The following is a 4,759-nucleotide window of genomic DNA, read 5'->3' as shown; positions in this document are numbered from 1 at the left end:
AGAAATGCTAAATAGCATTTCTTTTTTTGCTTATTATAAGAAATATATGCATATTGTTTGCATTGTATAAATGAGTATGTTATTCTATATGTGGTTAGCAAAGACTAACTCTTTTGTATAAGTGATTTTGCCCTGTAACCAACCATTACAGGGTCAAGACTCTAAGAGGAGGACAAAATGATGAATAAGATTACAAGCGTGTATGCAAGAGAAGTATTGGATTCTCGAGGAAACCCTACTGTTGAAGTAGAGGTTAGAAGTGAAAGTGGAGCCTTTGGTAGAGCCATCGTCCCTAGTGGTGCATCAACTGGTATTCATGAAGCAGTGGAACTAAGAGATCAAGATAAAAACAGATATTTAGGATTAGGCGTTTTGCAGGCAGTTCAAAATGTCAATGATGAAATATCAAAAGCAGTGATTGGGCAGGAAGTGACTGATCAAAGAAAAATTGATCAATTCATGATTGAAATAGATGGTACACCAAATAAAGGAAGATTAGGAGCAAATGCGATTTTAGGAGTATCTTTAGCAGTTGCCAGATGTGCAGCTAATGCTCTCAATATACCTTTATATCGTTATATTGGTGGAGCTAATGCCCATGTTTTACCAACACCAATGATGAATATCATTAATGGTGGAGCACATGCTGATAACAATGTGGATTTTCAGGAGTTTATGATTATGCCAGTATCTGCATCTTCATTTAAAGAAGCCATTCGTATGGGTGCAGAAGTCTTTCATGCTTTAAAGAAAGTCTTAAAGGCAAAAGGGCTTAATACAGCAGTGGGTGATGAAGGTGGATTTGCACCTAATCTCGCATCTAATGAAGAAGCTATTTTGACAATTTTAGAAGCTATTAAAACAGCAGGATATAAACCAGGAGAAGATGTTAAACTAGCAATGGATGTCGCAAGTAGTGAATTTTATAAAGATGGAAAGTATACATTACCAGGAGAAAACAATAAGTCATTTACATCAAAAGAACTTGTTGATTTCTATGTAGAACTATGTAATAAATATCCAATTATCTCAATTGAAGATGGATTAGATCAAGATGATTGGGAAGGATGGGATTATTTAACGAAAATGTTAGGTGATCGTGTTCAATTAGTTGGTGATGATTTCTTTGTGACAAATACAAAGCGTCTACAACTTGGTATTGATAAAGGTGTAGCAAATTCTATCTTAATTAAAGTGAATCAAATAGGAACTTTAACAGAAACATTAGAAGCTATTGAAATGGCTCAAAAAGCAAATTATACAGCAGTTATTTCACATCGTTCTGGTGAAACTGAAGATACAACAATTGCAGATATTGCAGTTGCTACAAATGCAGGTCAAATTAAAACAGGTTCAGCATCTCGTACAGATCGTATTGCAAAATACAATCAACTTATGAGAATTGAAGATGAACTCTCTCATCAATCTCAATATGCAGGTGTTTCAGGATTTTATCAATTAAAAAAATAAGTAAAAAGCAGTACTTCCAACATTTTGGTTGAAGTACTGTTTTTTTTAGAAATATTTTTCATTGTGAATATTTAAGAAAGCCTGAAAGCCACCTTGAATATAATAACTTTGATATCCCAATGCATTAAGCTCTTTTGATAATTCTTCAGTTCTTTTTCCACTATAACATAACAAAACAATGGGTTGATGATGTGGTAATAATGTTATATCTAATTGATCATAAGGAATATTCTGAAAATTTTTAAGATGGAGTTTTTTAAACTGATAAGGGTCTCGAATATCTATGAAACATAGATTTTGATTGATTAGCTGATAAATCATTTCTGGTTGAATTGCATTATTCATATTTTCACCTACTTTAGCATATGCATAAGTAAGGGGAGGTGTGTTTGAAAATATAGGCTTGTGAAGAAAAAAGACTGAAAAATTTGTTTCTGACATTTTTGTGTGAAAAGTGGTATAATAGATATATCAGATCAACGTGTTGTTGCACAAACGTAAGTCCTGTTGTTACCAACGCGTTCTTTTGTTGAAAGAGAGGTTGTGAGATATGTATCATGTTAATGAGATAGTATTGTATGGTAATGAAGGTGTATGTAAAATTGAAGATATTATGACACGTCAGTTTGCTGATAAAACGGTAGAGTATTATGTTTTAAAACCTGTTTATAGTCAGAGTTCAACAATTTATGTGCCTACTGATAATGATGAGTTGACAGAAAAAATGAAAAGAATAATGACATCGCAGGAGATTGTAGAATTAATTGAATCAATGCCTGATGCTGACTCTATATGGGTAGATAATGATAATTTAAGAAAAGAAAAATATAAGAGTATTTTAAAGAATGGTGATCGTAAGGAAATTATGCAATTGATTTGTACATTGTATTTGCATCAACAGAAATTAAAAGATGAAGGTAAAAAATTTCATGCTGCTGATGATAAGTTCTTTAAGGATGCTGAAAAGATTTTGTATGATGAATTTGCTTATGTGTTAGGAATTAATCAAGAGGATGTTATTCCTTTTATCTCAAAGGTAATTGAAGAAAAAGTATAATGATGTTTATCAAGAGGAAAACGCTAAAAAGTGTTTTCTTTTTATTTATGTAAAAAAATGAAAAGAAAAATGGAAAATAAATGCGTATTTAAGAGATAGGAGGGATAAAAATGATAAATTAAATGGTTAAACATTCAGATAAGAGTTTTCATCTCTCTTATCTGAATGACGATGTTTTCAAGTCTTTTATTAATATTGCAGATGAGGATTTCATTTTTCTAACTAAGCAGCTCATCTATCTCACTACCAGTCTCAGGGTTGATTCAATTAAAAAGGTTAATTGTGTTATGGATAGGCAAATCAAAGATGTTAATGCTATGAGGAAATTTATACTAGTATCAGGTTGCATCTAAAAAACAGGTAAATGGTTCTGAAACAAGAGCCACAGAGGTATAATGGGAAATGGAAAAAACCAGAAGAAAAAGGTTTTCTTTCATACAGCGCAGTATGTCTGACAAGCCAACGAAACTCTCCATCGGTCAAATGAAACTATGGTACTCATAAAGAGAAAGAAACACGAAGAAGAAACAGAAGAATAAACATCATTGGGTTGTCTATTTAGAAAGTTCTTTGAATGGATTACCAAGGAAGCGAACCAAGGATATGATAAGGATTTAACAGAATTATATTGGAGGAAGCAATGACATGAAATAAAAAAAGAAATATATGAAAATGATGTAAAATACAATCGGCTTGATAAGGATGAGTTTCTAAATAATTATGCTGATATAACCTATATAGACGAGAATTCAAAACCATTAATTTATATATTTACAAGTGTACTAAAAATGACTGAGTCAGATTAACTTACTCAGTCATAATTGTACATTTTTATGTTGGTATTTTTAATAGTGACAATGAGCAATTTTGTAATATACTAAAAGTGATAGGAGAGGAAGAAAAAGAGGTAACTATTATGAGTAAGAAGTATGTCTTGTTTAGAGAGGATATTGCAGACTATATGATAGCAGTCAATATTGAAATGAAAGAAATCGTTAATCGCAACTATTATACAAATCAGGGAAAACATGGTACATTGATTCAATTAATGAAAAAGATGTATCCATCTCAAGATATTTCATGGCTTGATGATTGTCGCTTAGATCAGCTAGATTAGGCATTAGATATTATTCTAGATGGTTATTCTTTTGAAGAATTTAAACAAAAGGTATTAGATTATAAGGCTTTCTGCTTATTTGAATGTAATATATATATAGTTTATTGGGTGTATAAATAATTCAAATGACTCATTATTATGTTGGTATAAGAACATAAATAGTAGATAGAAATACGAATAATTTTATCAAAGTATGTATATATTTGTCAGATGATGAAAAGAAATAAACGAAGCCTTGGGAAATGGTTCACATATCATAATAAGTAATTGAAAATTAACTGTAACAATGTTATAATTCATTCATGGAGGGTTGATCAAAATGGATAAAAAAACAATCAAAGATATTGAAGTTGCTGGAAAAACTGTCTTAGTTCGTGTTGACTTCAATGTACCTAGAAACAAAGAAACAGGAGAAATTACTAACGATAATAGAATCGTTGCTGCTTTACCTACTCTAAAATATTTATTAGAAAATGGGCCTAAAGCAATTGTATTGTTCTCACATTTAGGAAAAGTAAAAACTGAAGAAGATAAAGCTAAAAATGATTTATCAGTTGTTGCTCCTAGATTATCTGAATTATTAGGAGTAGATGTTAAATTTGTAAACTGTACAAGAGGAGAAGAACTTGAAACTGCTGTAAAAGAAGCAAAAGATGGTCAAGTGATCTTAGTACAAAATACACGTTATGAAGCTGGAGAAAGCAAAAATGATCCAGAATTAGGAAAATACTGGGCATCATTAGGTGACGTATTTGTTGAAGATGCATTTGGTTCTGTACATAGAGCACATGCTTCTACAGCAGGAATTCCTGCTCATTTACCATCTGCAGCTGGATTCTTAGTTGAAAAAGAAATTGCATATATTGGAAAAGCTGTAAGTAATCCTGAAAGACCAATGGTTGCTATTTTAGGTGGAGCTAAAGTGTCTGATAAGATCTTAGTTATTGAAAACTTATTAAAGATTGCTGATAAAGTTATTGTTGGTGGAGGTATGACTTATACTTTCATGAAAGCAATGGGACATAGCATTGGTAATTCTTTAGTAGAAGATGATCGTATTGAAGTTGCTAAAGAAATTATTGCTAAGGGTGGAGATAAGTTAATCTTACCTGTTG

The 4,759-nt window shown here is 31.4% G+C and carries 5 protein-coding genes; 4 read left to right on the top strand and 1 reads right to left on the bottom strand.

The window, feature by feature from the left end; translation table 11 throughout:
• Window positions 1-180: 180 nt before the first annotated feature.
• Window positions 181-1,470, top strand: coding sequence for a phosphopyruvate hydratase (gene eno, locus BN350_RS06365; RefSeq protein WP_028042847.1), 1,290 nt, complete (start codon window positions 181-183; stop codon window positions 1,468-1,470).
• 45 nt (window positions 1,471-1,515) lie between these two features.
• Here the strand turns inward: eno and BN350_RS06360 are convergent, their stop codons facing one another.
• Window positions 1,516-1,815: a rhodanese-like domain-containing protein gene (locus tag BN350_RS06360; RefSeq protein ID WP_028042846.1), complete on the bottom strand. Its 300-nt coding sequence runs from the start codon at window positions 1,813-1,815 to the stop codon at window positions 1,516-1,518.
• Window positions 1,816-2,020: 205 nt separating this feature from the next.
• On the opposite strand from BN350_RS06360, the gene BN350_RS06355 reads away from it, so the two are divergent.
• From BN350_RS06355 to BN350_RS18640, 3 genes are all read left to right on the top strand, one after another.
• On the top strand, window positions 2,021-2,527 hold the full coding sequence (locus tag BN350_RS06355) for a CarD family transcriptional regulator (protein ID WP_028042845.1): 507 nt from the start codon (window positions 2,021-2,023) through the stop codon (window positions 2,525-2,527).
• A gap of 916 nt (window positions 2,528-3,443) precedes the next feature.
• On the top strand, window positions 3,444-3,644 hold the full coding sequence (locus BN350_RS06345; protein ID WP_028042843.1) for a hypothetical protein: 201 nt from the start codon (window positions 3,444-3,446) through the stop codon (window positions 3,642-3,644).
• Between the two features lie 319 nt (window positions 3,645-3,963).
• Window positions 3,964-4,759: phosphoglycerate kinase (locus BN350_RS18640; RefSeq protein ID WP_044600173.1), on the top strand; the 796-nt coding region annotated here is incomplete at its 3' end.

Source organism: Candidatus Stoquefichus massiliensis AP9 (assembly GCF_000455285.1).
Taxonomy (GTDB): domain Bacteria; phylum Bacillota_I; class Bacilli_A; order Erysipelotrichales; family Coprobacillaceae; genus Stoquefichus; species Stoquefichus massiliensis.
Note: the sequence above shows the minus strand (reverse complement) of the source record. Positions and strands in the feature narration are given on the sequence as shown.